Origin of the sequence: Psychrobacter sp. TB20-MNA-CIBAN-0197 (assembly GCF_040309765.1) — a bacterium.
GTDB classification, from domain to species: domain Bacteria; phylum Pseudomonadota; class Gammaproteobacteria; order Pseudomonadales; family Moraxellaceae; genus Psychrobacter; species Psychrobacter submarinus.
The window spans coordinates 1-256 of record NZ_JBEOPC010000969.1; the positions used below are offsets into that span (position 1 = coordinate 1).

The 256-nt window shown below is 39.5% G+C and carries 1 protein-coding gene; it reads right to left on the minus strand.

The annotated features are described in order from the left end of the window. On the minus strand, positions 1–256 hold a 256-nt coding region (locus AAEY83_RS16755; RefSeq protein ID WP_351060900.1), incomplete at both ends, for a hypothetical protein.

Below are 256 nucleotides of genomic sequence, written 5' to 3' on the forward strand. Positions count from 1 at the left end.
TTACTCGGGTTTCCTATCCTTATTTGCGGGTCAAAAACACATAACCATTCAGCTAAAGGTGTGGGCTCTGTAGTACTAAATAATTTAGCCCCAGCTGAGGTAGTAAGAAAATTAGCAACTTGGCCTCTTTGGAATGATTTCAACTGCCTTGGGCTTGAGGCTGCAAGGTTTAATATGTAACTTATCCATTTTTTTGGCTTATCGACTTTTTCTGACCAAATAGAAAGTGTTTCCCATAAATCACTATGGTCAGGGT